The organism is Bradyrhizobium sp. CCBAU 051011, from assembly GCF_009930815.1.
Lineage (GTDB): Bacteria > Pseudomonadota > Alphaproteobacteria > Rhizobiales > Xanthobacteraceae > Bradyrhizobium.
The window spans coordinates 1,623,882-1,650,144 of record NZ_CP022222.1; the positions used below are offsets into that span (position 1 = coordinate 1,623,882).

19 protein-coding genes and 2 pseudogenes are annotated in these 26,263 nt (G+C 63.9%); 8 read left to right on the forward strand and 13 right to left on the reverse strand.

From position 1 onward, the window contains the following. Positions 1 to 58: 58 nt before the first annotated feature. Positions 59 to 547, reverse strand: coding sequence for a MarR family winged helix-turn-helix transcriptional regulator (locus ACH79_RS07780; protein WP_161850493.1), 489 nt, complete (start codon positions 545 to 547; stop codon positions 59 to 61). Positions 548 to 668: 121 nt separating this feature from the next. Between ACH79_RS07780 and gstA the strand changes: the two genes are divergently transcribed. After that, complete coding sequence (gene gstA / locus ACH79_RS07785) at positions 669 to 1,283, forward strand: glutathione transferase GstA (protein ID WP_161850494.1); 615 nt, start codon at positions 669 to 671, stop codon at positions 1,281 to 1,283. 157 nt (positions 1,284 to 1,440) lie between these two features. Here the strand turns inward: gstA and ACH79_RS07790 are convergent, their stop codons facing one another. The 4 genes from ACH79_RS07790 to ACH79_RS07805 form a co-directional block, all read right to left on the reverse strand. Beyond that, the gene (locus ACH79_RS07790; protein WP_161850495.1) at positions 1,441 to 3,654 is read right to left on the reverse strand and encodes an FAD-dependent oxidoreductase; all 2,214 of its coding nucleotides are present in this window, start codon (positions 3,652 to 3,654) and stop codon (positions 1,441 to 1,443) included. A gap of 151 nt (positions 3,655 to 3,805) precedes the next feature. After that, positions 3,806 to 5,014 (reverse strand): acetyl-CoA C-acetyltransferase, encoded by a 1,209-nt coding sequence (locus tag ACH79_RS07795; RefSeq protein ID WP_161850496.1) that lies wholly within the window; start codon positions 5,012 to 5,014, stop codon positions 3,806 to 3,808. Positions 5,015 to 5,078: 64 nt separating this feature from the next. Beyond that, positions 5,079 to 6,869 carry an acyl-CoA dehydrogenase C-terminal domain-containing protein gene (locus tag ACH79_RS07800; RefSeq protein WP_161850497.1) on the reverse strand — a complete coding sequence of 597 codons (1,791 nt, stop codon included), beginning with the start codon at positions 6,867 to 6,869 and terminating at the stop codon, positions 5,079 to 5,081. A 189-nt stretch (positions 6,870 to 7,058) separates the two neighbouring features. Then, a complete protein-coding gene (locus ACH79_RS07805; protein ID WP_161850498.1) occupies positions 7,059 to 7,445 on the reverse strand; it encodes a nuclear transport factor 2 family protein in 387 nt (128 codons plus the stop codon). 129 nt (positions 7,446 to 7,574) lie between these two features. Between ACH79_RS07805 and ACH79_RS07810 the strand changes: the two genes are divergently transcribed. From ACH79_RS07810 to ACH79_RS07830, 5 genes are all read left to right on the forward strand, one after another. Further along, a complete protein-coding gene (locus ACH79_RS07810; RefSeq protein ID WP_161850499.1) occupies positions 7,575 to 8,171 on the forward strand; it encodes a PadR family transcriptional regulator in 597 nt (198 codons plus the stop codon). A 179-nt stretch (positions 8,172 to 8,350) separates the two neighbouring features. Beyond that, positions 8,351 to 11,695 (forward strand): tetratricopeptide repeat protein, encoded by a 3,345-nt coding sequence (locus ACH79_RS07815; RefSeq protein ID WP_161850500.1) that lies wholly within the window; start codon positions 8,351 to 8,353, stop codon positions 11,693 to 11,695. A gap of 116 nt (positions 11,696 to 11,811) precedes the next feature. After that, positions 11,812 to 12,615, forward strand: a complete 804-nt coding sequence (locus ACH79_RS07820; RefSeq protein ID WP_161850501.1) for a hypothetical protein — start codon at positions 11,812 to 11,814, stop codon at positions 12,613 to 12,615. 272 nt (positions 12,616 to 12,887) lie between these two features. Then, on the forward strand, positions 12,888 to 13,814 hold the full coding sequence (locus ACH79_RS07825) for a sulfite exporter TauE/SafE family protein (protein ID WP_161850502.1): 927 nt from the start codon (positions 12,888 to 12,890) through the stop codon (positions 13,812 to 13,814). After that, a complete protein-coding gene (locus ACH79_RS07830) occupies positions 13,811 to 14,593 on the forward strand; it encodes a TIGR02186 family protein (protein WP_202639198.1) in 783 nt (260 codons plus the stop codon). Before ACH79_RS07825 ends, ACH79_RS07830 begins: the two co-directional genes overlap by 4 nt. 107 nt (positions 14,594 to 14,700) lie before the next feature. Here ACH79_RS07830 and ACH79_RS07835 read toward each other — a convergent pair whose 3' ends face one another. The 3 genes and pseudogenes from ACH79_RS07835 to ACH79_RS07845 all read right to left on the reverse strand — a co-directional run bounded on the left by ACH79_RS07835 (position 14,701) and on the right by ACH79_RS07845 (position 17,865). Beyond that, on the reverse strand, positions 14,701 to 16,065 hold the full coding sequence (locus ACH79_RS07835; protein WP_161850503.1) for an NRAMP family divalent metal transporter: 1,365 nt from the start codon (positions 16,063 to 16,065) through the stop codon (positions 14,701 to 14,703). A 92-nt stretch (positions 16,066 to 16,157) separates the two neighbouring features. After that, positions 16,158 to 16,936 (reverse strand): annotated as a pseudogene (locus ACH79_RS07840) (MBL fold metallo-hydrolase). Next, positions 16,933 to 17,865: a DMT family transporter gene (locus ACH79_RS07845; RefSeq protein WP_161850504.1), complete on the reverse strand. Its 933-nt coding sequence runs from the start codon at positions 17,863 to 17,865 to the stop codon at positions 16,933 to 16,935. Before ACH79_RS07845 ends, ACH79_RS07840 begins: the two are co-directional and overlap by 4 nt. Before the next feature lie 96 nt (positions 17,866 to 17,961). On the opposite strand from ACH79_RS07845, the gene ACH79_RS07850 reads away from it, so the two are divergent. Then, positions 17,962 to 18,825: a LysR family transcriptional regulator gene (locus tag ACH79_RS07850; protein WP_161850505.1), complete on the forward strand. Its 864-nt coding sequence runs from the start codon at positions 17,962 to 17,964 to the stop codon at positions 18,823 to 18,825. A 12-nt stretch (positions 18,826 to 18,837) separates the two neighbouring features. Here the strand turns inward: ACH79_RS07850 and ACH79_RS07855 are convergent, their stop codons facing one another. From ACH79_RS07855 to ACH79_RS07865, 3 genes are read right to left on the reverse strand one after another with little or no spacing between them, the layout of a single operon-like run. Next, positions 18,838 to 19,248 carry a hypothetical protein gene (locus tag ACH79_RS07855; protein WP_161850506.1) on the reverse strand — a complete coding sequence of 137 codons (411 nt, stop codon included), beginning with the start codon at positions 19,246 to 19,248 and terminating at the stop codon, positions 18,838 to 18,840. A 10-nt stretch (positions 19,249 to 19,258) separates the two neighbouring features. Beyond that, positions 19,259 to 19,930 carry a ligase-associated DNA damage response endonuclease PdeM gene (gene pdeM, locus ACH79_RS07860; RefSeq protein ID WP_161850507.1) on the reverse strand — a complete coding sequence of 224 codons (672 nt, stop codon included), beginning with the start codon at positions 19,928 to 19,930 and terminating at the stop codon, positions 19,259 to 19,261. 51 nt (positions 19,931 to 19,981) lie between these two features. Then, positions 19,982 to 22,564, reverse strand: a complete 2,583-nt coding sequence (locus ACH79_RS07865; protein WP_371419373.1) for a ligase-associated DNA damage response DEXH box helicase — start codon at positions 22,562 to 22,564, stop codon at positions 19,982 to 19,984. A gap of 388 nt (positions 22,565 to 22,952) precedes the next feature. Here ACH79_RS07865 and ACH79_RS07870 point away from each other — a divergent pair. Continuing rightward, positions 22,953 to 23,893 (forward strand): annotated as a pseudogene (locus ACH79_RS07870) (IS110 family transposase). Between the two features lie 64 nt (positions 23,894 to 23,957). On the opposite strand, the gene ACH79_RS07875 reads toward ACH79_RS07870, so the two are convergent. After that, entirely contained in the window at positions 23,958 to 25,187 is a 1,230-nt protein-coding gene (locus ACH79_RS07875) for an ABC transporter substrate-binding protein (RefSeq protein WP_161850508.1), read from the reverse strand. A gap of 106 nt (positions 25,188 to 25,293) precedes the next feature. Further along, the gene (locus ACH79_RS07880) at positions 25,294 to 26,220 is read right to left on the reverse strand and encodes a class I SAM-dependent methyltransferase (protein ID WP_161850509.1); all 927 of its coding nucleotides are present in this window, start codon (positions 26,218 to 26,220) and stop codon (positions 25,294 to 25,296) included. Positions 26,221 to 26,263: the final 43 nt, after the last annotated feature.

Consider the following 26,263-nt stretch of genomic DNA (forward strand, 5'->3'; position numbering starts at 1 on the left):
CGGGTGGCCAAGGGGATGCGGACGGCCTCGTCCGCACCAACGAAACGTATCAAAGATGTCATCGCGCCGGCACGCCGTCGCGGGCAGCGGCCGTCTTGACGTCGGAACAGGAGCAGCCCAGCCGGTCAAGCAGGCCGCATAGCTTCAGGGCGTCCGCATCGGACAATTTGGAGCCGACGTGCTTTTCGATCGCCGCCGAATAGGCGCTCCACATCTTCTTCTGCAACTCGCGCCCGGCTTCGGTGATCTCCACGAACTGACCACGCTTATCGATCTTGCATTCGCGCCGCGCCGCCAGGCCCTCATCGACCAGCCGGTCGATCAGCCGCGAGGTGGAATATTGCGGGATCAGCATCTGCTTTTCCAGTTCCACGGGGCGCATCTCGCCGGACGGCGCGCGCGACAGTTCCAACAGCGCGTCATACCAGGCCAGCGGCGGAAAGCCGGCCTTCTTTAAGTCCTGCTCCACGGCATCGAGCACCCGGCTCTGCACCCGCATCAGGCGGATCCAGGCAGCGGTCGCCTCGGTCGATGGTTTGCGTTTCATGGTCCGGTCCGTATCTATCACCAATCAGTGTACCGCACTAAATGCAGGTGCATCAATCTTGACTATTTCATGCAAATGCATTTAGTCGGCCCGGCAATAATGTCGAGGGAAGGAAGAACCCATGAAACTGTATTATTCCCCGGGCGCCTGCTCGCTATCCCCCCATATCGCGCTTCTTGAGGCCGGTTTGCCCTATGACCTGGTCAAGGTCGACCTGCGCGCCAAGAAGCTGGAGAACGGTGACGACTTTTTGACGGTCAACCCCAAGGGCCAGGTCCCGGCACTGGCGCTCGATTCGGGTGAACTGGTCACCGAGGGCCCGATCATTGTCCAGATGATCGCCGACAAGGCGGGCAAGAATCTGGCGCCGCCCCGCGATTCCGACGAGCGCTACAAGCTGCTCGAATGGCTGAACTTCATCACCACCGAGCTGCACAAAAATCTCGGACCGATGTTCTCTCCGCTGCTCGCCGACGACGCCAAGCCTTTCTTCAAGGACCGCGCCATGAGCAAGTTCAAGTACCTGGAAACCGCGCTAACGGGGCGCGACTACCTGATGGGCAAGCAGTTCACCGTCGCCGACGGCTATCTGTTCACCATGCTGATGTGGGCGACCGACCGGCTCAAGTTCGATCTGTCTGATATGCCGAACCTGATGGCCTACAAGGCCCGCGTCGCCGCGCGGCCGAAGGTGCAGGAAGCGATGACCAAGGAAGGGCTGCTGAAGGCGGCGTGAGTTCTTGCGAACAACGAATATGAAAGGGCCGGATCGATGATCCGGCCCCTTTGTCGTTGCGTAGCCCGGATGGAGCGCAGCGCAATCCGGGAAAGTGCAGCAAGTGGCGAGATCCCGGAGTTCGCTTCGCTCCATCCGGGGCTACAACCTACAAAGCTTACGCCGCCTGCTTCTTCGGCGGGAAGCGGCCGTAGAAGGTCTCCCCGCTCGCTGCCATGTCTTCCAGCAGTTTCGGCGGGGTGAAGCGCGAGCCGTATTTGGCCTCGAGCTTGTGGCAGAGCTCGACGAACTTCCGCGTGCCCATGAAGTCGATATAGGACAGCGTGCCGCCAGTGAACGGTGCAAAACCGAAGCCGAGGATCGAGCCGACATCGGCCTCGCGCGGATCGGTGATGACGTGGTCCTCCACCGTGCGCGCAGCCTCCACCGCCTGCACCACCAAAAAGCGCTGCTTCAGTTCCTCGATGTCGATGGTGTCAGGGTCGAGCTGCTTCGGCTGCAACGCGGAGAGACCCGGCCACAGGCTCTTCTGGCCCTTGCCCTTCTCGGGATAGTCGTAAAAGCCCTTGCTGTTCTTGCGACCGAGACGGCCCTGCTTCTCGACCAGTTCCACCATCAGCTTCTTCTGATCCGGGTTGATCGAGTTGGGACCGAGATCGGCTTCCGTCGCCTTGATGACCTTCAGGCCGAGGTCGAGGGCAACTTCATCCGACAGCGACAGCGGACCGACCGGCATGCCGGCCATCTTGGCGCAGTTCTCGATCATCGCCGGCGGCACGCCTTCGAGGAACATCTCGTTGCCTTCGGCGATGTAACGGCCGACGCAGCGGTTGGCGTAGAAGCCGCGCGAATCGTTCACCACGATCGGCGTCTTGCCGATGATGCGCACATAGTCGAGTGCGGCGGCCAGCGCGACGTCGCCGGTATTCTTGCCGAGGATGATTTCGACCAGCATCATCTTCTCAACCGGCGAGAAGAAATGGATGCCGATGAACCTGCCCTGATCCTTGAAGTTTTCGGCGAGCGAGGTGATCGGCAGCGTCGAGGTGTTGGAAGCGAAGATCGCGTCCGCCTTGAGGTACTGCTGCGCCTTGGCGAAAGTATCCGCCTTGACCTTGCGGTCCTCGAACACGGCCTCAATCACGAGGTCGCAATCCCCGAGGGCGGCGTAGTCCGCGGTCGGCGCGATGCGCGACATGATGGCGTCGGCCTCCGCCTGCTTGGCGCGGCCCTTGGCAATCAGACCGTCGATGACGCTCTTGGCGTGTGCCTTGCCCTTATCGGCGCTCTCCTGGTCGCGGTCGATCAGAACGACGTCGAGACCCGCGCGGGCCGAGACGTAGCCGACGCTGGCGCCCATGAAGCCGGCACCGATCACGGCGATCTTCTTGATCTTGCTCGCCGGCACATTCTGCGGACGCCGTGCGCCCTTGTTCAGTTCCTGCATCGACAGGAACAGGCTGCGGATCATCGCAGCGGCTTCCTTCGAGCGCAGCACCTGCGTGAAGTAGCGCGACTCCACGCGCAGCGCGGCGTCGATCGGCAACTGCAGGCCTTCATAGACGCAGCTCATGATGGCGCGCGCGGCCGGATAATTGTCGTAGGTCTCGCGGCGGTAGATGGCATTGCCGGCCGGGAACATCATCATGCCGGCCTTGGAGAACACCGGACCGCCCGGCAGCTTGAAACCCTTCTCGTCCCAGGGCGCGACGGCCTTGCCACCGCCCTTGATCCAGTCCTTGGCCGCCTTGATCAGATCGGAAGCCGGCACGATGGCGTGGATCAAATTGAGCGCCTTGGCCTTCTCGACAGTGACGGGATCGCCCTTGAGCAGGATGGTCATCGCATCCTGCGGCGGCACCAGCCGCGGCACGCGCTGCGTGCCGCCGGCGCCGGGGAACAGGCCGACCTTCACTTCGGGCAGGCCGAGGCGAGTTTTGGGATTTTCAGCCGCCACGCGGTAGTGGCAGGACAGCGTCACTTCGAATCCGCCGCCGAGCGCCAGCCCGTTGATGGCGGCCGCCCACGGCTTGCCGCAGGTTTCGATGCCGCGCAGCACCAGTGAGAAGCGGCGGCTCTGATCGAACAACATCTGGTTGGCCGCGACCTCGCCCTTTTCCTTGAAGACTTTGGCGTATTCCTTGTTCATGCCCTCGAGCATGGACAAGTCGGCGCCGGCGCAGAAGGCCTCCTTGCTGGAGGTGATGACGACGCCCTTCACCGCGGCATCGGCCGTGGTCTGCTTCAGGATCTCCTCGAGCTCGGTGGTCGAAGTCTCGTCCAGCACGTTCATCGAACGTCCGGGGATGTCCCAGGTGACGAGCGCAATGCCGTCGGCGTCGGTTTCAACTTTGAAATTCTTGAAGGCCATGTGGTGCTCCCTCGATGCCGGCAGCCGATGTCAGGCGCGGCGGTTAAACTGGACCTCGTAGGGTGGGCAAAGCGAAGCGTGCCCACCATTCCTTGCAGAGCGCGTGATGGTGGGCACGGCGCAGATGCGCCTTTGCCCACCCTACGGCAGCTCAGACTCTTTCGATGATCGTCGCGGTCCCCATGCCGCCGCCGATGCACAGCGTCACCAGCGCGGTCGACTTGTTGGTGCGCTCCAGCTCGTCGAGCACGGTGCCGAGGATCATGGCGCCGGTGGCGCCGAGCGGATGGCCGAGCGCGATCGCGCCGCCATTGACGTTGATCTTCGCATTGTCGATCTCGAACGCCTGGATGTAGCGCAGCACGACGGAAGCAAAGGCCTCGTTGAGCTCGAACAGGTCGATGTCCGACTTCTTCATGCCTGAGCGCTCGAACAGCTTTTCGGTGACGTCGACAGGTCCGGTCAGCATCATCGCGGGCTCCGAGCCGATATTGGCGAAGGCGCGGATTTTCGCACGCGGCTTCAAGCCGTGCTTGGCGCCCGCCTCCTTGCTGCCGAGCAGCACGGCGCCCGCGCCATCGACGATGCCGGACGAGTTGCCGGCGTGGTGGACGTAATTGATCTTCTCGACTTCGGGATGCGACTGGATCGCCACCGCATCGAACCCGCCCATCTGCCCGACCACGGTAAACGACGGCTGTAACTGCGCCAGCGACTGCATCGTCGTGGTGGGGCGCATGTGCTCGTCCTTGGCAAGGATGGTGAGGCCGTTGACGTCCTTCACCGGCACCACCGACTTGTTGAAGCGACCCTCGTCCCAGGCCTTTGCGGCCCGCTGCTGGCTCTGCACCGCATAGGCATCGACGTCGTCGCGCGAGAAACCATACTTTGTGGCGATCAGGTCAGCCGAGACGCCCTGCGGCATGAAATAGGCCGGTACCGCCATAGAGGGGTCCATCGGCCAGGCGCCACCCGAGGCGCCGATACCGACGCGGCTCATCGATTCGGCGCCGCCGCCGATCACGAGTTCATGCTGGCCGGCCATGATCTGGGCGGCGGCGAAATTCACGGCATCGAGGCCGGAGGCGCAGAAGCGGCTGATCTGCACGCCGGGAACGGTCTCGCCGAGCCCCGCCTTCAGCGCCGCGAAGCGCGCGATGTCGGATCCAGCCTCGCCGACCGGATCGACCACGCCGAGCACGACGTCATCGACGACGTCCTCAGCCAGATTGTTGCGCTCCTTCAGCGCCTGCAGCGGCACGGTGGCGAGCGCCAGCGCCGTGACCTCATGGAGCGCGCCATCGGCCTTGCCGCGGCCGCGCGGGGTGCGAACGTGATCGTAGATATATGCCTCAGGCATGACGCCCTCCTGGTATGAGGATCATAATATTATAGGCGAAGGGACGGAGAAACGGTGGAAAATCTCAGAACGCTTCCGCCGCCAATTCCATGGTGGTGGCGCAGCCGCTCTGGATGCGCGCAAGATGAACGTGGGTTTCCGGCAACATTCGCTCCATGAAGAAGCGGCCGGTCACCAGCTTGGTGTTCAGATAGGGCGTGGCGCCGCTGGCGGCAATCTTGTCCTGTGCCACCTTCGCCATTCGCGCCCACATGTAGCCGAAGGCGACGAGGCCGAACAATTGCATGTAGTCGGTGGCGGCAGCGCCCGCATTGTCGGGCTTGGCCATCGCGTTCTGCATCAGCCAGCCGGTGGCCTGCTGCAAATGGCCGAGCGCGGTCGAGAGCGGCGTGACGAACGGCTTCATCGCCTCGTCGGCGCCGTGCTCCTTGGCGAAGCCTGCGACTTCGGCAAAGAACGCCATCGCGGCGCGGCCGCCATTGCGGGGCAACTTGCGGCCGACGAGGTCGAGCGCCTGGATGCCGTTAGCGCCCTCGTAGAGCATGGCGATGCGAGCATCGCGCACGAACTGCTCCATGCCGTGCTCGGCGATATAGCCATGGCCGCCATACATCTGCTGCGCCAGCACCGTGTTGGAGAAACCGACGTCGGTCATCATGCCCTTCATGACCGGCGTCATCAGGCCCATATGGTCGTCGGCTGCATCGCGGTCCTTCGGATCGGAGGAGCGGTGAGCGACGTCGCTCTTCAGCGCCGTCCACACCACCATGGCGCGCGCCGCCTCGTTGAAGGCGCGGATGGTGAGCAGCACACGGCGCACGTCGGGATGCACGATGATCGGATCGGCCGCCTTGTCCGGCTCCTTCGCGCCCGTCAGCGCGCGGCCCTGCAGGCGCTCGCGCGCATACTGGACGGCGTTCTGATAGGCGACTTCGGACTGCGCCAGCCCCTGCACGGCGACGCCGAGGCGGGCCTCGTTCATCATCACGAACATGCCCTGCATGCCCTTGTTCTCTTCGCCGATCAGCCAGCCGGTGGCGTTGTCATAGTTCATCACGCAGGTGGAATTGCCGTGAATACCCATCTTGTGCTCGATCGAGCCGCAGGACACGCCGTTGCGAGCGCCCAGCGAGCCGTCGGCATTGACCAGCACCTTCGGCACCACGAACAGCGACACACCCTTGATGCCGGCCGGCGCACCTTCGATGCGTGCCAGCACGAGGTGGATAATATTCTCGGCCATGTCGTGCTCGCCGGACGAGATGAATATCTTGGTGCCTGATATCTTGTAGCTGCCGTCGGCTTGCTTCACCGCCTTGGTGCGCAACAGACCGAGATCCGTGCCGCATTGCGGCTCGGTGAGGTTCATGGTGCCGGTCCATTCGCCCGCCACCATCTTCGGCACGAACATCTTCTTCTGCTCGGGCTTGCCATGCACCAGAAGCGCCGCGGTCGCACCCATGGTGAGACCGCCATACATTGAGAAGGCCATGTTGGCCGCGCTCTGGAATTCGGTGACGACCTGGCTCAGCGTCACCGGCAGCCCCTGCCCGCCATATTCCGCCGGCGCCGACAGCCCAAGCCAGCCGCCTTCGGCGACCTGCTTGAAGGCTTCCTTGAAACCCTTCGGCGTCGTCACGGAGCCGTCGTCGTGCCGCTTGCAGCCTTCGAGATCGCCGATACGGTTGAGCGGCTGCAAAACCTCTTCGGAGAGTTTTGCGGCCTCGCCCAAAATGGCTTCGCGCACATCGGCGGAGGCATCGGTGAAACCGGGCAGATTGTCGTAGCGATCGATCTGGAATACGTCGTTGAGCAGGAAGGTAACGTCTTCCACGGGGGCTTTGTAGATCGGCATGATGTTCTCCCGGCAGCGGCGAAAGGTGGTGAAGGCGTTTGAAATGAGATTCGTCGTGGGCGTTCCGGAACGCGACCTTATCCGGTTCCGGCAGTCCTAGGGAGTGAGCAGGTGAGCGAAATATCCGGGCAGCCATTGCGACATAAACGGCACCTGATATCGTCGCGGTCTTTGCTCCCTCACCCCTCGTCACGGCTTGGCGAGTTGCTCCCCCATCAAGCGGTGCAGCAGATTGATCCCCTTCAGCGGACGCACCATCACCTTGAAGTGCGTGATCTTATCGTCATCGCTGAAGGTGATGATGTCGACGCCGTTGATCTTGATGCCCTCGATCTCGTTTTCGAATTCGAGGACCGCGCCGTTCGCACTGCGCCATTCGCCTGTGTATTTGAAGCCGGGGCCGCCCAGCACCTTTTCGGCGCTCGCCAGATATTTGAAAGTGATGTCGCGCCCGCGCTGCGGCGTGTGGACGACGGGGCTTTCGAACACCGCGTCCGGATGCAAGAGATCCCACAACGCCGCCGTGTCATGGGACTTCATGTAGCCGTACCACTTGTCGAGGCCGCTCATGGTCATGATGTCTCCTGGTGCGGGCGATGACGGGCTAGCGCGCCGGGGAAGACCTCTCCGGAGCTTATGCGCGTTGACGCATATGCAACTTTATGCATAATGTCAAATCACGATTGAAAGCCGGAGACCTGCGTCTTGGCGCTGGGTGACGCGATCCTTGCCTGCCTGACCGAACGTCCGATGACGGGCTATGAGCTCGCCAAGACGTTCGACAACTCCATTGGATTCTTCTGGAAGGCCGACCACCAGCAAATTTATCGCGAGCTCACCAAGCTTCGTGATCGCGGCCATATTCAGGGCCGCGAGGTGGTGCAGTCCGGCAAGCCCAACAAGCTGGTCTATACGCTGACGCCGGAGGGGCGGGCCGCGCTCCGGCACTGGGCCGCGCGGCCGAGCGTTCCGGCTTCGATCAAGGATGACCTTTTGGTACGGCTCTATGCGCTCGACAGCGTCGATGTCGAACCGTTGCGCACCGACCTGATGGCGCGGCTGGAGCATCACCGCGACCGGTTTGCCCGCTACGAGCGCCTGCTCAACAAACGATTCCCTGATGGCATCGCGCCGCCGGCCGATGTGGGCAAATTGCTCGGGCTTCGCATCGGCCTCGCCCACGAGCGCGCCGTGGCCGAATGGTGCGAAGAGGCGATCGAGGCGCTGTCGCCCCTCTCCTCCGGGGCGGAGCGGACCAACGTTGTGCCCATCGAGGAAAACCAGCGCGAAAACAAAGGTTAGGGCTGACTGATTTGGCTGCCTGGTAACTTTTGCGGCCGTCCGTCCCATTCCTTAACCCGTTATTTACCGTGACGGGAAAAAGTCAGTTCCGAGACAGACAACCTGCGCGAAAATACGATTGGGACGCGCGGGGAGGCTGATGGCGCAGGTGGGGCGCCGTAGCGGAACCGGACCAGAGCATGAATTCGCGCGTATCGTGGAGCGTTGACGGCATCGATCCTTCCGTCCGCGAAAGGGCCGAGGCGGCTGCGCGCCGCGCCGGCATGACACTGAACGACTGGCTTAATTCGACCGTCGGCGATCTGGCTCCGCCCAGTTTCGGCGCACCTTCCGATCAGCGGTCGGCAGGCCGGCAGCTCCCCGATGTAGCCGACATTCACCAACGGCTGGATTCCATCACCAAGCAGATCGAGCAGATTTCGCGGCCTGCGCCCCGCGGCGAGGCCCGTGGCGAGCCGACGGTCGCCCGCCAGCTCAACGACGCCATTTCGCGCCTCGATGCACGGCTGTCGCAGATTTCGAATCCCGCGCCCGCCCGCCAGGTCCAGATGCAGGAAAAGCAGCGCCAGACCGATCTGGTCGAGCGTGCCGCGGCCCAGGTCTATCGCCCGGCGCCGCCGCTCAGCCCGGCGTCGATGGATTTTGCGATCGCCGAAATCGCCGCGCGCCAGAACGAGCTCGACGGCCCGCCACAGCGCCAGACGCCGCCACGTAACGGCCCAACGACGGCCACTTCCGCGCAGACTCATGTTGCGCAGCCGGCGATGCAGGCTGCGCCTGCGGGGCCGGACTTTTCTTCGCTCGAACGGCACCTGCTCAAGATCACGAGCCAGATCGAAGCGCTGCAGCGTCCCGATCATATCGAGCAGTCGATTGCGGCGTTTCGCAGCGAACTCGCCGAAATCCGCCAGGCCATCACCGAGGCGGTGCCGCGCCGGGAGATCGAATCGCTCGAGAACGAAATCCGCTCGCTGTCGCGCCGCATCGACGACAACCGGCAGAACGGCACTGACGGCCAGACCCTTGCCGGCATCGAACGCGCGCTCAGCGAAATCCGCGAAGTGCTGCGCTCGCTGACGCCGGCCGAGCAACTCACCGGCTACGACGAGGCGATCCGCAATCTCGGCGCCAAGCTTGATTTGATCCTGCGCTCGAACGACGATCCCTCGACGGTGCAGCAGCTCGAAAGCGCGATCGCAGCGCTGCGCGGTATCGTCTCCAACATTGCTTCCAACGATGCGCTGGCGCGCCTCGCCGACGACGTGCACACGCTGTCGGCCAAGGTCGACCAGCTTTCCCGTTTTGACGGCAACAGCGACGCGTTCGGTGCTCTCGAGCAGCGCCTGGCTGCGCTGACCTCGACGCTGGAAGGCAGGCAGCCGCCGGCCGCGAGCGAGCATTCCGAATTCCTCGAAAATGCCGTGCGGTCGCTGTCGGAACGCCTCGACCGCATTCCCGTCGGCAACGACAATGCGTCGGCATTCGCCCATCTCGAACAACGCGTCTCGTATCTGTTGGAGCGCCTGGAAGCCTCCAACGATCGTTCCGCCGCGCCCGCCATCGATCTCGGACGGGTCGAGGAAGGGCTGCACGACATTCTGCGCTCGCTCGAACGCCAGCACGCCAGCCTGGTCGCACTCGCCGACTCCAACCGCAATTCAAGCAATGCATCGCAGCCGGCGGATTCAGGCATCGTCGATCTAGTCAAGCGCGAACTGTCCGACATCCGCTTCAGCCAGTCGGAAACCGACCGCCGTACGCAGGACTCGCTGGAGACCGTCCACAACACGCTCGGCCATGTGGTCGACCGCCTGTCGATGATCGAAGGCGATCTGCGCGGCGCTCGCGCGACCCCGGCTGCGTCCGCCCCTCCACCTGCAGCGGCCGAAATGCGCGAGGAAGCGCTGCCCCGTCCGACCACGCCGCTGATGACCTATGCGCAGCAAACGAAGCCGGAATTGCCGAATCCGGCTGCGCTGCAAGGACATCCTCAAGAGCATTTTGAGGCCGCTCCGCGCGATTTCCACGCCGTGCAGCCCGTCGCGCCGGCCGCTGCGCCGGTGCCGCCGCGCGCAATCAGCGAAATCCTCGAGCCGCATGCCGCCGCCCCGCGCACGGCGATTGCGCCGGAATTGCCGCCGGATCATCCGCTGGAGCCGGGCACGCGGCCGCCGCCGCGCGCGGCTTCACCGTCAGAACGGATCGCCGCCTCCGAAAACGCGATCAGCGAGCTTCAATCCGGGCCGAAGGAGCCGGTCAGTTCGTCGAGCTTCATTGCCGCCGCGCGCCGCGCCGCGCAGGCCGCCGCTGCGGCGCCCCCGCCGGAGAAGCCCGGACGTTCGGCTGCGAAGGCCGCAGCGAAGGACAAGGGTGGCGAGAAGGCCAAGGCCGACGACAAGAACGCCTCGAACATTTCTTCCAGGATCCGCTCGCTGCTGGTCGGCGCGAGCGTGGTCGTGATCGTGCTCGGTACCTTCAAAATGGCGATGACGCTGCTCGATACCGGCAGCGTGCTGCAACAGCCGATGGTGGAGCAGTCCAGCGAGCCGCCGCCGCCGGCCCAGGCTCCCGCCCCGGCAGAGAATAGCGCCAGGCCCGCAATGCCCGCGGCACCGGCGCCCTTGATGATTTCGCCGACGCCGGTCGAGAAGCAGTCGAACAATTCTTCCGCCCCGAATACGCTGGATAGCGCCCGGATCGCGGTGCCGCCGCAGGCCCCGGCCGCGCCGGTTGCAGCCAGCGACATCACCGGCACGATTGCGACGCTGCCGGCAACCGGTGGCAAGCTTGCGATGGTCGTGGTGCCGCCGACCGAGCGGCTGCCCGAGACGATCGGCGGTCCGGCGCTACGCAGTGCCGCGATGAAGGGCGACCCAGCCGCGGCCTACGAGATCGGCGTACGGTTTGCCGAGGGCAAAGGCGTCGCCCCGAACCTCGACGAGGCCGCCAAATGGTACGACCGCGCGGCCCAGGCCGGCGTGGTGCCCGCCCTGTTCCGGCTAGGCACTTTCTACGAGAAGGGCCTGAGCGTGAAGAAGGACGTCGATATCGCGCGGCGTTATTATCTGCAGGCGGCCGAGCGCGGCAGCGCCAAGGCGATGCATAATCTGGCCGTGCTCGACGCCGATGGCGGCGGCAAGGGCGCCAACTACAAGAGCGCGTCGATCTGGTTCCGCAAGGCCGCCGACCGCGGCGTTGCCGACAGCCAGTTCAACCTCGGCATTCTCTATGCCCGCGGCATCGGCGTCGAACAGAACCTCGCCGAATCCTTCAAATGGTTCAGCCTCGCGGCCGCCCAGGGCGATGCGGACGCCGGCCGCAAGCGCGACGATGTCGCCAAGCGGCTCGACGCCCAATCGCTGGCAGCGGCCAAGCTGGCGATCCAGACCTTCACCGTGGAGCCGCAGCCCGAAGACGCCGTCAACGTGGCCTCCCCTGCCGGCGGCTGGGACGCGGCACCGGCCAACACGGGCAAGCCCGCCGCCAGGCCGGCTCCGGCCAAGCGCACCGCCGCCGTTAATTAAATTTAATTCCAGCTCGCGATACCACTGGTGTCGCTCTGCCACATCCTCGACCATAAATTCGTACAATGGACCACGCCGGCCCGACCCCAAACGGGTCGGCTGGCAGAGAGGATCGATTGTCAACCGAGGATAGCCAGGACGGCGAAAACCGTTTCCGCAGGTCGCCGACAGGCCCTGCGGTCGTGCCGCCGCGCATTCCGCCTCGTCAGGTCCCGCCGCCACCGGTTCAGGCGCCGCGCCGCGGATGGCATCTCTGGTCGATCGCCATTTTTATCCTGCTGGTCTCCGGCGTCTGTATTCGCGCCTACCGGGACCTGTCGCAGCCGGATGCCTGGCACTACTGGAAGGACCAGTACGTCTCGCCAAGCCTGACGTCCCAGGTGATCGACACGCTCTATCTCGACGGATCGAGCCGGGGACGCCGTGCTCTGTTCGTCAGCGGCACGATCGGCCCCGCTGCCGCGAGCTGGTTTCGCACCAGGCTGGAGCAGGCCAATCTCGCACCTGGCGACATCGTGCTGTTGGCTTCCCCCGGCGGCGATCTGAGCCAGGCCGTGATCATGGGCGAGATCATCCGGTCGCGCTCGCTGGCGACTGCGGTCGGCAGCGCCGACGCCTCCGGCCGCATCAAGCCCGGCTATTGCGCCAGCGCCTGCGTGCTCGCCTATGCCGGAGGCAAGACCCGCTTCGGCGTACTGGGCTCGGCATTGGGCGTTCATCGGTTTGTCACAACCAGGCCCGTGGACGATCCGGTCGCGGAGGCCCAGCGGATATCGGGAGCCGTGCTGGGTTACATGACCAAAATGGGGGTCTCGTCCTCCATCGTGGAAGCGATGTCCGAGACCAGGGACATTCGCTGGCTCAGCCCCAAGCAGGCCCTGGCGATGAATCTCATCACCGAGCAGCTCGGAAAGCCCTGAGCCGGCCAATTCCCTGACACGCCGAGCCGGTCACGGCCTCGGAATAATCCCGCGCGTTCCCGCACGGGCACATCAGGCAAAAATTTGCCTTCCCGGGCATTTTTCGTCCCTCACGCAACCGAATTCAGTTATGCAAAGACGCGGGAACCGGCCCTGCGCACGCAAAGGTGCATGCGCGAACCGGCTCCCCACTGCCGGCAAACACAAGACAACCATGCCCTGAGCGGCCTCCCGGCCGTCTTTTGCGGCAAAGCCACAATAAGCAGGCGCGCGTGCAGCTCTACCTCCCGATCGCCGACATTCCGGTCAATGTCTTCCTCATCCTGGCGATGGGCGCCGCGGTCGGGTTCGTCTCCGGCATGTTCGGGATCGGCGGCGGCTTCCTGATGACGCCGCTTCTGATCTTCGTCGGCATCGCGCCCGCGGTCGCGGTCGCCTCCGTCGCCAGCCACATCGCGGCTTCCTCGTTCTCCGGCGCGATATCCTATTGGCGGCGGCGCGCCATCGATCCGGTGCTGGCGGCGGTGCTATTGACCGGCGGCAGTATGGGCACGGCGCTGGGGGTCTTTACCTTCACGCTGCTCCGCTCGCTCGGTCAGCTCGATCTCATGATCGCGATGTCCTACGTGATCCTGCTGACAACCGTCGGCGGCCTGATGTTCTGGGAAGGGCTGCGGGCGCTCTTGCGGGCCCGCCGCGGCGGCCCGGTCACCACGCGCCGCCCGGGCAGCCATGTCTGGATCCACGGCTTGCCGCTGAAGATGCGCTTCAAGCGCTCGAAGATCTATCTCTCCATCATTCCCGTCGTCGTGATCGGCCTGATCATCGGCTTCATCGGCGCGGTAATGGGCATCGGCGGCGGCTTCATCCTGGTGCCGCTGTTGATCTACGTGCTGCGGGTCCCGACCTCGACCGTGATCGGCACCTCGATGGTGCTCACCCTCGTCACCATGGTGTTCGCCACCATGCTGCACGCGGTCACCAACCATCTGGTCGATGCCGTGCTGGCGCTGATCCTGATGATCGGCGGCGTCACCGGCGCACAGTTCGGCGCCCGCGCGGGGCAGAAAATCCGCGGCGAGCACTTGCGGCTCCTGCTCGGTCTGCTGGTGCTCGCCGTCGGCGTCCGTTTTGCCGTCGAACTGGTGATCCGGCCCGAGGATCTCTTCACCATCCGCGAAACGGGGGTGACGGGATGACCAGGCGCCTCCTCCTCATGCTCGGATGGCTTGCGCTGGGCGCCGTGCTCGCCGCCTCGCCCGCGCAGGCCGAACGGCTGATCGTGTCGGTGTCGAACCATCGCGTTACCGTGACGCCGAACTATTCCGGCGAGGAACTGGTGCTGTTCGGTTCGGTGGAGAAGGACGCCAACACGCCGGCCAATCGCAGTTACGATCTCGTGGTCACGGTCGCAGGCCCGCGCGCCGACATGGTGACGCGCCGCAAGGAACGCCGCTTCGGGATCTGGATCAACACCGACTCCCGGCAATTTCTGAGAGTGCCGACCTACCTGGCGCTGTTTTCCAACCGGCCGTTCGACGCCATCGCGTCGCCCGAAGTGCAGCGGCGGCAGCAACTCGGGCTCAACAACGTGCTCCTGACCCAGCGCGTCGGGGGCGATTACGCCGACGTCGTGCCTGATGACGCGTTCCGCAGCGCCTTCGTGCGGCTGCGCAAGCAGCACGGCCTCTATCGCGAGGAGACCTCGGCGGTGACGTTCCTGACGCCGACGCTGTTCCGCACGGGCATTCCCCTGCCCGCCGAAGTACCGATCGGGCTCTATAATGTCGAGATCAAGCTGTTCGCCGACGGCGCGCTGGTGGCCAAGACCGACACCGCATTTGAAATCGTCAAGGTCGGCTTCGAGCAGTTCGTCGCCACCACCGCGCGGCAGAACGGATTTGTTTACGGACTCGTCACCGCCTTCATGGCGCTGATGACGGGTTGGATGGCGTCGATCGTGTTCAGGAAGGATTGATTCCAACCCGCATGGAGAGTGCGTAGGTTGGGTGGAGCGAAGCGATACCCAACATCGGACATGCGAACCGGCGTGAACATGATGGGTATCGCTGCGCTCCACCCATCCTACGAATTTCCGCCAACAAAAAACCCCACGCCCATCGCGAAGACACTTAACAGCATCGCCACTGTCGACAGCCACCCGAGCCAATACAACGGGCCGCCCTTGACCACGAACGTGCCCATCACGTCCCGGCGGCGCGCCATGAACATCAAGAGCACCATCACCGGCACGGCGAGCACGCCGTTGATGACGGCGCTCCAGTACAGCGCCGAGATCGGGTTGATCGGCGTGAAATTCAGCGCGATGCCGATCCCGGCCGACAACGCCAGCACGGCATAGAAAGCGGCCGCTTCCTTCGGCTTGCGCGCGAGTCCGACCGGCCAGCGCCGCCCCTCGCCGACGGCATAGGCGGTCGCGCCAGCGAGCACCGGAATAGCCAACAACCCGGTGCCGATAATGCCCAGTGCAAAAATCGCTTCCGCAAAGGCGCCGGCGATCGGGCGCAGCGCTTCGGCCGCCTCCGCCGAACTCTTGATGTCGGTCTTGCCGGTCGCGTGCAGCGTCGCCGCGGCGGTCACGATGATCGACAGCGCGATCAGATTGGAGAACGCCATGCCGACGATGGTGTCGGCGCGGATGCGGCTGAATTCCCGCCGCGCCCCGTAGTGCTTTTCGATCAGGGGTCGTTTCGTCGCATCGACGCGCTGGTCCTCGGCTTCCTGCGACGCCTGCCAGAAGAAAAGATAGGGCGAGATCGTGGTGCCGAGGATCGCGACGATGGTGGTGAGATAATCGAAGCTCCAGTCGAGGCGCGGGACAAGGATGCCGGCGAGCGCATCGCCCCACGAGACTTTCGCAAAAGCGAGCGCCGCGACATAGGCGAACAGGCTGAGCGTAAGCCATTTCAGCACGGCGACGTAGCGCCTGTAATCGAGAAAGATCTGCGCCGCGACCGATGTCACGCCGAACAGCAGCACATAGATGATGCTATGGCCACCGATCAGCAGCTTGGCGGCGTCTGCCATGGCGCCGAGATCGGCGCCGATGTTGATGGTATTGGCGATGAACAGCAACGGTACCACCACATTCAGCAACCACGAGGAATAGTGCCGGCACACATTGCCCGCGATCCCATGTCCGGTGACGCGGCCGACTCGCGCGGAAATTTCCTGGATCGCCGCCATCAGCGGAAAGGTCAGCAGCATGGTCCAGCCGATGCCGTAACCGAGCTGGGCACCGGCCTGGCTGTAGGTGCCGATCCCCGACGGATCGTCGTCGGACGCGCCGGTGATCAGGCCGGGGCCGAGCGCCTTCAGCGCGTCGCGGAAACGAAACGGACCGGCTTGCTCGGCCTTCGCGGCCGGCTCGGCATGGCCGGAGTTCGCACGCTTGAGATGCTTCGAATTCGAACCGGTACGATGTGCCATGCCGCGCGTTTCCACCGCGCAACAACAAAGCTGGCGAGGACAAGTTCCTGACAAGGAACTTGTCCCGCATGCTTGGCGGACAAGCGGCGAAGTCAGGCGGCGCGTAACGGCTCAATGATGGTCGCAACACCCGGCTCCAAAATCCGCAATCGCGATCCAAAACCCAGCGTGTCGAAGGTGACGCGCAAATCTTCCGCGTTCTGGCGGAAATGCTTCCATCCATCGGTATGCACGGGCACGATCATCGCATCCGCAAAGGCCCGCGCGGTCTCGATGGTGTCGTTGGTGTCCATGGTGAGATGGAACGGACCGCGGGTTTGCGCCGCGCCGGCGAACGGCAGCACCACACCGCATTTGAAGCGCCTTGCCACTTCCGCAACGCCGTCGAACCAGGTGGTGTCGCCGCTGATGTAGACCGCGCTGCTGCCCGGCTCGATTCCACCACGAAGCCGATGACATCGCCCGACAGCGGCTCGATGCCGGCCGGCCCGTGACGGGCCGGCGTTGCGGTGATGGTCAAGGACTGGCCACCTTTCTTCAACGCGGTCGACGCCCAGGGCGCAAAGCCTTCGGTATTGCCGCCGAGCCGCTTGGCTCCCGCCTCTGTTGTCAGCACGCGCTTCGCGTCCTTGAGGAAATCGCGGCCGGAATGGTCGAGATTGTCCGAATGCTGGTCGTGGCTCAGCAGCACCGCGTCGATCGCGCCGACGTCGCGTGCGCTCATCGCGGGGCCGACGAGTTTTTCCAGTTTCACATGCGGCAATTGATACTCTTCGCCGGGCGCATCGAAGGTCGGATCAGTGAGGAGGCGAAAGCCGTCGATCTCAATGAGCGCGGTGGGACCGCCGATCAGGGTGATGGATAGGCTCATGCCGCACTCCTCTTGTTGGCCGATACGGTGGCCGCAGGCCGCGTCACCAGATAGATGCCGAGCGCGACGGGAACGATGCCGAGCAGATCGCGAAACTCGACATGCTCGCCGAGCACAAGGAACCCGAACAGCATGCCGAGCGGCGGCATCAGGAAATGATAGGCGCTCGCAGCGGTCGCGCCACACACTTTCAGGAGATGAAACCAGAGCAGATAGGCGAGGATCGAGCCGCCGAGCACCAGGAAAGCGAACGCACCGAGCAAGCGTGTGCTGGGCACGATGTCGCTGACGCTGGAAAGCGTAAAGGCGAACGGCATCACGGCAAGGCCGCCGGCGATGTTCTGGATGCCGTTGCCGATCCAGAGCGAGCCCTTCGGCGCCAACACCTTGAACAGGATGGTGCCGGCCACAATCGAGGCCAATGACGCCAGCGTGAACAGGATGCCGTGCCAGTCATCGGTACCGACCGACATCCGGTGCCAGACGATGAAGGCGACGCCGGCCATGCCGAGCACGAGGCCCGTCACCTTGCGCCAGGTCAGGGCTTCGCCGAGGAACAGCGCCGCCAGTATCGCGATGAAGACCGGATTGGCCGACACGATCAGGCTGCCGAGACCGGCGGACACCGTCTGCAGCCCGGTATAGCCGAGGCCGAGATAGAGCGCATTGTTGGCAACGCCGAGCACCGCGAATACGGCAGCATCGCGCCACGACAGATTCCATTCCTCGCGGCGCAACGCAGAAATACCGAGGATCAAAATGCCGGCCAGCGAGAACCGCACGGCGAGCAGGATCAGCGGCGGACAATCGGTGACGCCGATCTTGCCGGCGACGAAGGCAAAACTCCAGAGCAGGCAGAACAGGCCGATATAGAGCGGGAGCGGATTGAAGGCGGCGCGGGGAACCGCGACGGAAGGCGCGAGCGACATGGAAGTCTCCTTTGCCCCTGATCTAGGCTCTCGCCTTGATATTTGGAAATTAAATGATAAACTAATATCCAGTGGATTTATAAATGGAGCATTCATATGCTCGATCTGGAGCTCCTGCGCAGCTTCGTTTCCGTCGTCGATGCCGGCGGCTTCACCCGCGCCAGCGAGCGCGTCCATCGCACGCAATCGACCGTGAGTCAGCAGATCAAGCGGCTGGAAGACGATGTTGGCCAGCCGCTGCTCAACCGCAACGGCAAGGACGTGACGCCGACGGAGGCCGGCGAGCGGCTGTTGTCCTATGCGCGACGGCTGTTGTCGCTCGCGGAAGAAGCCCGCGACGTGGTGGCGCGTCCCGAAAGCGAGGGCGCGGTACGGCTCGGCATTCCCGAGGACTTTGCGGCCTATCGGCTCGCGAAACTATTGGCGACCTTTGCGCGCTCGCGCCCCGGTCTGCGGCTCGATGTGCGCGCCGACCAGAGCACATATCTCAAGCGCGACATCGAGCGCGGCGATCTCGATCTGGCGCTGCTCAAGCGCGACGCCGGCGGGAACGGCGCGATCGCGGTGTGGCCCGAGAAGGTGCATTGGGTCACCAGCAAAACGCACCCCGTCGACATCAACTCCGGCTCGGTGCCGTTGATCGGTTTTCCCTCCGGTTGCCTCTATCGATCCCGCGCCATTCATGCGCTGGAAAGCACAGGCCGCTCCTGGCACATGGCCTATACGAGTTCAGGTCTCGCCGGCATCCAGGCCGCGGTCGCCGCGGGATTGGGCCTCAGCATCCTCTCCGACATCGCGATTCAGCCCGGCCACCGCGTGCTCTCGGCGAAGGACGGCTTTGCCCCGATCGACAAGACGGAAATCGCATTGATGGCCTCGCCCGATGCGAGCCCCGCGACGCTGCGGCTGGCAGACCGGCTGGCCGAGTTCTGCGACAGTGTGGAAGTAAAGGCGGCGTAGTCGAGCCAGCGGCTACGCCGGTTCGACCAAAGCTTCTTTGGCTAGCACCCAACCGGAAAGGCCATATGACGAACTTAAAACGAAGCCTTGAACGCCCTTTGCCGCGAGCACTTGCGGGGCAGACGAGAGATCAGCCGCCCACGGTCCTGGGGCACCTGCCCAATGATAGGACTCCGCGATCCGAGAACCATATTCGGCGAGCAGTTTCTCCACGGAAATCGTTTCTAGCGAGGAGATAATATTGCCGAATGCATCGTTTTCGAACTGGTATCCCTCGACGCCGTTGAAAACGATAATGCGTGTCAGCTGCTCTTTGTTTACTGCTGGAATCCTCGGATCGCGCTTTGCGCGGATTTTGATTTGGCGCGTCTCGCAATTCACTTCGTACGAAACAAGGAAATCGTCGTGGAGTGACGGCAGCATAGCCGCTCCTTCAATAGCACCGTGACGCGACGATCGAGTGCAGCCGGTTGTCGCCGAGCACATGTGCCATGAAGCCTGGCGTTGCGAAAATCTTCGCGAACGCCGGATCACGGATGCTCAGGCCGCCGGTATAGGCACCGAACGCCGGCATCACCGCGCGCTCGCCGTCGCTCGCAAAACATCGCCGCTCCATCGAGCGGCCGCGGGTGGCGACGCGGGCCTTCGGATGCAGATGGCCAGCGATTTCGCCAGCGGCACCCGTCGGCTCATGGCGGAATGCAATCGGGCCGATCGCGACTTCGTTCGCCACCGTGCCGCCGAGATCGGGTGGCAGCGCCGGATCGTGATTGCCCGAGATCCAGATCCAGTCGCGCCTCGCCTGCATTGCCGAGAGCGCGTCGCGGTCGAGCTCCGACAGCCGTTGATGCGCGTCGCGATCGTGAAAACTGTCACCGAGCGCGATCACCATCCGCGGATCGTGCCGCGCGATCACGGCAGCGAGCCGGCTCAGCGTCGCCACCGTGTCGTAGGGTGGCAGCAGCACGCCACGCTTGGCGAAGCTGGAGCCTTTTTCCAGATGCAGGTCGGACACGACGAGCAGACGTTGCTCCTGCCAGAACAGCGCGCCGGACAGGTCGGCAACGAACCTGACGTCGGCAACCATGACCTTCGAGGCGCGCATCTCTTGATCGTCTCCCGAAGATTGCGCCCCCGCCGTCACGTGCCTTCCCGCCTATCGCATCGCCTCTTTGACGAGTTCATCGGCGGCTTCCGCCAGCAACTCGTCGCCCGCTTCGCCATAAACTGACTCGCGACCGATTTCCAGCATCACAGGCACCGCCAGCGGTGAAACATGTTCGAGTTCCCGATGGGTGATTCGCCCCTGGATGCGCGAGAGCATATCACCCAATCGCTTCAGATCGAGCAGGCCAGTAGCCGCGTCAGCGCGCGCGGCACGCAGCAGCACATGGTCGGCCTGATGCTTGCGCAAGACGTCGTAGATCAGGTCGGTCGAGAACAGCACCTGGCGGCGGGATTTCTCCTCGCCGGTGAAACGTCTCGCGATCAGGCCCGAGATGATCGCGCAGGTGCGGAAGGTGCGCTTCATCAGCGCGGATTCGGCGAGCCACGCCTCGAGGTCGTCGCCCAGCATGTCCGGATCGAACAGCGCGTTGAGATCGAGCTTGCCGTGGCGGATCATGAACGAGATATCGCCGAGGCCCCACACGGCCAGTGCATACTCATTGGCGACAAAGCCGAGCGGCCGGACCCTTGCGCGCTCCATCCGTCGCGTCAGCAGCATGCCGAGCGTCTGGTGCGCCAGCCGTCCCTCGAAGGGATAGCAGACGAGATAATGCTTGTTGGCGCGCGGAAAGGTTTCAATCAGCAGCTCGCGCACCCCCGGCACGCGAGAAAAATCCTTTTGCAGCGACAGCCAATCGCGCACCTGCTCCGGCAACGCGTTCCACTGTCGTCGATCGTCGAGCAGTTTGCGAACGCGTTCGGCGAGATAGGTCGAGAGCGGAAATTTGCCGCCCATGTAGGACGGCACCTTGGCGTCCTTGTCATTGGCGCGGGAGACGTAGACCACGTCCTCCGCGAGCGCCTCGTAGCGCACGACTTCACCGCCGAATACAAAGGTGTCGCCGATCACGAGGCCTTCAATGAAGGCTTCCTCGATCTCCCCCAGCATCCGCCCGCCGCGGCCGAGCGCGCCAGTCGAGCCGGAACCGCTGCCGCGCGAGCGCACCAGGCGGACTTTCAGCATGGTGTCCTCGACGATGGTGCCGACATTGAGGCGATAGCTCTGCCGCACCTTTGGGTTGGCGACGCGCCAGCGCCCCTGCTTATCCTGCTTGATGCGCGCAAAGCGTTCGTAGGTTTTCAGCGCGTAGCCGCCGGTAGCGACGAAATCGACCACGTCGTCGAAATCGCTGCGCGTCAGCGACGCATAGGGTGCTGAGGTCAGTACTTCCGCGTAGAGCTCATCTGAAAAAAACGGCTCGCCGCAGGCGCAGCCGAGCACGTGCTGCGCCAGCACATCGAGCGCACCGGTGCGCAGTGGCGGGGTATCCTGGGCGTTTTCGGCGATCGCATCGATCGCGACGCGGCACTCCAGAACTTCGAAACGGTTGGCCGGGATCAGGACCGCGCGCGAGGGTTCGTCGAGCCGATGGTTGGCGCGGCCGATCCGCTGCATCAGCCGCGAGGCGCCCTTGGGCGCGCCGACATTGATGACGAGATCGATGTCGCCCCAGTCGATGCCGAGGTCGAGCGAGGAGGTACAGACCACGCCGCGCAGTTTTCCGGCGGCCATCGCATCCTCGACCTTGCGGCGCTGGGCGACGTCGAGCGAGCCGTGATGGAGGGCAATGGCGAGGCCATCATCGTTCATGCGCCAGAACTCCTGGAACAGCATCTCGGCCTGGCTGCGGGTGTTGACGAAGATCAGCGTCGTCTTGTTGCGCTTGATCAGATCGTACATTTCGCCGAGTGCGTGGCGCGCGGTATGGCCGGCCCACGGCAATCGCTCCTGGGTGTCGAGCATTTCGACAATGGGCGCCGCCGCGCCACCAGCCACGACGATATCGGCGGACACCTCCTTGCCGTCGCGCTGCGGCATCAGAAACCGCGCCAGCGATTCCGGCTCGGCCACCGTCGCGGAAAGCCCGATCGCGCGCATCTCGGGCGCCAGCCGCCATAGCCGCGCGAGACCGAGCGACAGCAGATCGCCGCGCTTGGAGGTGACGAGCGCGTGCAACTCGTCGAGCACGATGCGTTTGAGCGAGGAGAACAAAAACGGCGCGTCGTCCGATGATAGCAACAGCGCCAGTTGTTCCGGAGTGGTGAGCAGGATGTCCGGCGGATAGCGCCGCTGCCGCTGCCGCCGCGACACCGGCGTGTCGCCGGTGCGGGTCTCGACCTTGATCGGCAGCCCCATCTCGGCGATCGGCGTCTCCAGATTGCGCGCGATGTCGACGGCAAGCGCCTTCAGCGGCGAGATGTAGAGGGTATGGAGGCCGCCGGTGCGTTTTACGGTGCGGCCGGTGGAAATGAGGTTCCTCTTGTCACCTCCCGCTTTCGGATCGGAGGGAGAAGAAAGCTCCACCAGCGTCGGCAGAAATCCGGCCAGCGTCTTGCCGGCGCCGGTCGGCGCGATCAAGAGCGCCGATCGATCCTCACGAGCCCTGGCCAATAGCGCGAGCTGATGCTCGCGCGGCGACCAGCCGCGCGACACGAACCAGCGGCGGAAGCGCTCGGGCAGCAACGCAGCCGTTTCAAGCGGCGTGAAGGGCAAGGGGGCGGATGACGGCACGGCAAAGAGGTAAGCCGTCGGGGCGGGTTCGTCGAGGGGCCCCAGAAGTCACCTCGCCCCGCTCTTCGCGGGGAGAGGCGCAGGCCTCCTTCGGAGGCCGTTCTTAAGAAAGAGACGCCGAAGCGAAGCTTCGGCTACGGCGCAGCGCCGGGTGAGAGGCTATTTCCGCGAGCTCAGTGCGCGGAAAGAGCCCCTTGTATCTGCACGGCCAAGATTTGTGCGATGGAAGCGACTTAGCGTCTTGGCCGGTGGCCACCGGCCAAGACGCGTGGCGATGTCGCCCGTTCCCCCTCCGGCTACAACCGTGGGTGAGCTTTGGGATCTTCGCCATGTCACGCACGACCGAACAGTCGCTTGAGCTCCGATCGCATGGACAAGGCAGGTTACCGTGAAGAACACAATTTGTGGAGTGGACGTTTCGAAAGCCAAGCTCGATGTCTGCATCGAGCCCGGGCATCGGCTTGCGAGCTTCAATAACGATACGGCAGGCATTGCGGAACTGGCCGCGTTCTGCCGTGAACATGCCGTCACGCTGGTGGTGATGGAGGCCAGTGGCGGGTACGAGCGACGGGCATTCGTCGAGCTGTGGGAAAAAGGCATCAGCTGCGCGCTGACCAATCCACGCAACGTCCGCCGCTACGCCGAGGCGATGGGCATTCTGGAAAAGACCGACCGGATCGATTCCTCCGTCATTGCCCGCTTCGCCCATGCCAAGAACCTGGCTCCGACCCCCTTGCCAAGCCAAGTCTAGCAGCGCCTGAAGGCGCTTGTGGCAAGGCTCCGGCAGGTCACCGACGATCTCACCGTGCAGAAGCAGCGTCGCGCAAGCCTGCTCGATAACCCCGAGATGCTGGCCAGCCTCGACGAAGTGATCGCCCTGCTCAAGCGCCAATCCCGCTCGCTCGAGGGGGAAATCGCCTCCATGATCGATGACGATCCGCTGTGGGCAAAGCTCGCCGAGACCTGGCGCGAGATGAAGGGCGTCGCCGGGCGGACCGTTGCGCGCCTTCATGCCGAACTACCGGAAATTGGCACGCTCTCCAACAAAGCCATTGCCAAGCTTGCCGGCCTTGCCCGATCGCCAATGACAGCGGTAAGCGAAAGGGCAAGCGACCCACCCGCGGTGGTCGCGCCGGCGTCCGCTCGATCCTCTTCCTCGTCGCGGCCATCGCCGCCCGCTACGACAAAAGCCTTGCCGAGTTCCGCGACAGGCTGCTCAAGGCCGGCAAGGAGAAAATGGTCGTTCGCATTGCCCTTGCCCGCAAGCTCCTCGTCAGGCTCAACGCAAAAGCTCGCGACGCGCGAACCGCGTATGCCAATGCAACTTGACAAACCAGATAGTCGCTCACCCCTGCCCTCTCCCCGTGAAGAACGGAGAGAGGGAGAAGACCTCCTACTCCGTCACCGGCTTGTCGGAGATATCCCAGTCCTTGCCGTTGAAGATCGAGATGTAGAGCGTCTTCATCGGCGTGTAGTCGTCGGGCGTGTAGCTGTAGGTGATGCCGTCCAGCATGTAGGGCGAATGGAAGCCCGCCAGCGTCGTGGCCTGCTTCAGAACGTTGGCGCGGGTGAGCTCGTCGCCGCAGCGGCGCAGGATCTCCGCCATCGCCACCACCTGGCCGTAACCGGCAAAGGCGATGGTGTTATCGGGGTCGACATTGGGCAAATACTTTTTGCGCAGCTCCTCGAACGCCATCACGTCGGGATCCTTCTCGAAGCGCGGCACGCCGACCTCCTTGGCGTAGCGGATCGCGACGATGCCCGTGCAGTTCTCGAAACCGGCGGCGCTGAGAATCGAGCGGCCCGTCGATCCCGCTGACAGCAGATGCAGCGGCTTCCAGCCGAGTTCGGCCAATTTTCGGATCGACTGTGATGACGCCTTGCCGGTCGAGATATTGTAGAAAACGTCAGCGCCGGATTTCGAGAGATTGATGATCTGCGAATCGATCGTCGGCTCGGTCAGATCGTAAGTCTGCTCCATGATCACCTTGGCGGTGCCGCCGGCATCCGCCAGCACCTTCTTGAAGGGCGCGAGGAAATCACGACCGAAATCGTCGTTCTGGTAGAGGATGCCGATCTTGGCGTTCGGCTTCACGCCCACGACATGCTTGGCGAGAATGCGCGCTTCGGTCGGATAGAGCGGCAGGCCCGCCATGGTCCATTTGAAATTCTTCGGATCGTTCCATTTCGACGCGCCGGTGTTGAGCAATAGCTGCGGCACACCCTTCGAATTGAGATATTTGTGCACGGCGGTCTGCGGCGCGGTGCCGAGCGAGCCGTACAGCGCCAGCACTTCCTCCTGCTCGACCAGCCGCCGCGTCGCCTCAACGCATTTCGGCGCGCTGTAGGCGTCGTCCATGGAGAGGAATTTGACCTTGCGTCCGTTAATGCCGCCCGTCTCGTTCAGCATCTGGAAATAAACCTCGCCGACCCGCCCTAGCACGCCATAGAGCGAGCCGGGACCGGAATGCGGCACGGTCTGCCCGATCTTGATTTCGGTATCGCTGGCGCCCGGATCATACTTTTTCTCGGCCGCCCAAACGAAGGGCGCCGGCATGGCGGAAGCGAGGGCGGAGGCAAGCACGGTGGCGCCGAATTCGCGCCGGGTTTGTTTGTTCTTCATTGTTGTTCTCCCTTATCGGAGTCTTGATCAGCCATTCCGACGCAGGTGGCAATAGCTCACATGTCGCACGCAATGCCGCTATTCGGGCATTGCGTAGCGTCTAGACTCAAGTCTTGGCGGCGACGACGACGAGACCCGGAACCGGCGTATTGTCCTCGTTACGGGCGGAGCGATCTTCGAGCAGGGACAATTTGAGGTCGGCGCTCTCGACCGCGTCGCGCACGTACGCGGCGGCATGGGCGTAACGCAGTCCCTGGCCGATAATGACGCCTTCGCCGTCATGGGTCTCGGCGGTGAAGGCGAGCAGGCCACCCGGCGCAAGCACGCGCGCGGCTTCCATCAGCACCGGCGCGAGATCGGCGACGTACACCATGGCATCAGCGGCAAGAATGAGATCGGCGCTGGCATCCAGCCGTGCGCGCAGACCGTGCAGCATGTCGGCGACCTCAAGCTCGGCGTAGAGGCTGGTGGCGCGCGCCCGTTCGATCATGCGTGGCGACAGATCGACACCGATGAAATGATCGGCGTTCCTGGCGAAAGCCGACGCCGCAAGCCCGGTGCCGCAGCCGAGGTCAATCGCGCGCTTGAAGAACGCCGGCTTGCGCGCGGCCGATCGCACCGACAGCACCGCCTTGAACAGCAGCGCCGGACCGCGATAGCCGAGGTCGCCGACCAGCGAGGATTCGAAGCGCGGCGCATATTGGTCGAACAGGGTTTGCACATAGGCCTGCGACATCCCGGCCAATGGCGCGGCGCCAAGCCGCATCAATCGAAGCCCGGCGCCGTGACGATCGCCGGGATCGCTGGCCCGCGCCTTTTGAAACGCCGAGACGGCCGCCTCATGCTCGCCGAGTTCTTCGCGGATGCCGCCGAGCGTGAACCAGGCAGACGTGAAATCCGGCGCCAGCTCGATCGCCTGCAATAGCAGATCGGCCGCGGCCGGCAGATCGCCCTTCAATTGCAGATCGCGCGCGAATTCGAACCGGCGGTCGGCCATCAGATCGCCGGAAGAGAGAAAAAGGCGGGCGGGCATGGGTTCCGAAATCTGTCATTGCCGGGCTTGCCGACTTCGCTGA